The sequence below is a fragment of the Microcoleus sp. genome (assembly GCF_049646505.1).
GTDB lineage: Bacteria > Cyanobacteriota > Cyanobacteriia > Cyanobacteriales > Microcoleaceae > Microcoleus.
On record NZ_JBARVX010000330.1, the window covers coordinates 1 to 2391 of the forward strand.

Below are 2391 nucleotides of genomic sequence, written 5' to 3' on the forward strand. Positions count from 1 at the left end.
TTATATTTTCTATTTTATAGAAGAAGACCGGGCGGTTGAAACCGCGTCTCTACAAACTTTCACGCTACCAAAGCGGGTTGAAGAACGGACTGTTAAAATTACTTTGTGTTCTTCAGTCCGCAGGCGAGTGGAATTTCTGTGTGCAGACGCGCTTTAAACCGCCGTGTTATCTTTTTTTTCTTTACAGCGCCATCGAGTGGAATTCCTGCGTGCAGGCGCGCTTGAAACCGCCGTCTTATCTCAAGCGATTAGGATTTAGGAATTAGCTGCAAGAAATTCTCGAAATGATTCACCGCTGTTTGATAACTCGCCGTAACTTTCGCATAGTCATTCGCTTTAGCAGCGTTGTCAATGTTTACCAAATCAGCAAACAAACTCTTTGTCAAATCAACAGCTTGTTGTTGAGATTTGGGCAACAAAGTACCTGACACGGCTCTCATGGTGTTACGCAAGTCGCCTAGAGGCCCGTGAATGTAAGTTACGGTATCAATCCAATTTCTGTTTTGAATTAGGTTTCCTAGGGTATCCATGCGCGATCGGTATTCTGTCAGGGTAGGAGCATAGCGCTGAATTTGCTGGATCTGGGCGGCTGTGTAAGTCGTCGGAACTTTTGCTTCGACACTGCTGCAACTAACCAGAAATGCCATCAAACACGCCATCATCAAGGCCAAAAATGAACGGGGACGAGTCATAAGGATTTTAGATTCTAGATTTCTCGTTGCGGGCGGGCACGGGGCACCGCTTAGCACCGAGATTGAGGTACAAAATATCATTTTACCTCCTGACGGCGCAGAAAAGTTATCACAGCCTCGCCAACTTTTTCTGACCAATGTTCTTGAGGGTAATGCCCCGCTTGTTCTAGTGTGACTAACTCGGCATTTTTCAGGGAACTGACTAACTTTTTAGCGGGTTCAACACTCAGCCAAGGATCGATCAAACCCCACACAAATAAAGTTGGGCGCGTCCATTCTTGCCAGCCGGATTCAATTTCTGCCATTGACTGCGGTAATTGAATGTTGCGGACTGTATTCATTAGCGATCGCCCCGCATCCGAACTTTTGAGAAACGGACGGCGGTAAACATCTAAATCGCTGTCTGATATGATTTTGCGGCAGCCGCCTTCGAGGGTTCTGTCCACCAAAAGCGGGTCTTGGGTTATCATGTCGCCAATAAAAGGCAGTCCCAACTGCTGCATTTTCCAAGGCAATTTTATATTTTCTGAAACTGGTGTATTTACGATCGCTAAACGATCTATTCGATCGGGATTTCGCAAAGCGTATTGAATGCCTGCCGAAGCTAAGAATCCTTGAACAACCAGGGAAAATCGGTCTATTTCTAGATTTTGAATAAACCCAGCCAGGGCGGTTACAAAAGCATCCGGCGTGTAAGCAAAGTCGCGTTTGTCCGGTTTGGTCGATCGCCCGCAGCCCACCCAATCCGGCGCTACCGAGCGAAATCCGCTTGCCGCCAACTCCGGCATGATTGCAGTCCAGGTAAAGCTTTGGGACGGCAAACCGTGCAGCAGCAGCACTGGCGGCTTATCACTTTCGTTAACCGGATTTGTTTCCCGATAAAACCATTCCAGCGGGCCTACCTGAATTTTTTTCTCATCAATTGACATTATTTTACTGATTATTTATCAAAGAATAAGGCGGGTATTCCCCGCCCTACTTACCTAATAGTTGGGTGCGTACAGAACATCATTAGTATCAACAATCGCCTCAAAACTTTTGGATCTCAGGTTTGTATCGAAGTCTCGATCCCCCTAAATCCCCCGTAATAAGGGGGACTTTGATCGCTTCCGGTTCCCCCCTTCTTAAGGGGGGTTAGGGGGGATCGAGACCTTAATCATCAGACCGTAGTCTGCGACTACATAAGAGGTTAAGTTAACACTAATGAGCGAGTACCTTACCCAAATAATTAAAGTCCCGCTTAGAAATTCATTTCAGCAGCTTGAACTTTTTCGACCTGTTTCTTCTTGAGAACCAGCATAATTTGAGCCAGCATGGTTATAGCCACGAAAGCCATCAATCCTTTAACTCGACCTGCACTTTGCAGCACAATTTCCACATCTTTTTGACCGAAGCCGCCCACATTAGGATTGTTCGTCAAAAGTTCGCCGGCTGCAACTGTTTGTCCTTCGGTAACAATCAGTTCTGGGCCGGCAGGAATTGCATCAACAACCGCTGCACCTTCTGCTGGTTGAATTGTCACTTCAAAACCACCATCTTCAAGTGTGGTAATTTGAGAAATGCTGCCAGCTACCGAAGCATTATAAACAGCATTGTTGCTCTTAGCGCCAGTAGGATAAAGCTGACCGCGACCCCGGTTGCCGCCGACATAAATTAGGTATTTGCCGTAGTGAACGGACTTGTCAGTTGCGGGATTTGG

2 protein-coding genes and 1 pseudogene are annotated in these 2391 nt (G+C 46.6%); all 3 read right to left on the reverse strand.

Going from position 1 to position 2391, the window contains the following annotated elements:
* Window positions 1–248 precede the first annotated feature (248 nt).
* Entirely contained in the window at window positions 249–692 is a 444-nt protein-coding gene (psbQ, locus tag WBA89_RS16930; RefSeq protein ID WP_424408346.1) for a photosystem II protein PsbQ, read from the reverse strand.
* A gap of 77 nt (window positions 693–769) precedes the next feature.
* Window positions 770–1621, reverse strand: coding sequence for an alpha/beta fold hydrolase (locus WBA89_RS16935; protein ID WP_424408347.1), 852 nt, complete (start codon window positions 1619–1621; stop codon window positions 770–772).
* A 311-nt stretch (window positions 1622–1932) separates the two neighbouring features.
* Window positions 1933–2391, reverse strand: a pseudogene (locus WBA89_RS16940) (apocytochrome f); the annotation flags it as partial.

Excerpts from the sequence above, each read along its gene's own strand:
- psbQ (WP_424408346.1), bottom strand. The coding sequence starts at position 692 with ATGACTCGTCCCCGTTCATTTTTGGCCTTGATGATGGCGTGTTTGATG.
- WBA89_RS16935 (WP_424408347.1), bottom strand. The coding sequence starts at position 1,621 with ATGTCAATTGATGAGAAAAAAATTCAGGTAGGCCCGCTGGAATGGTTT.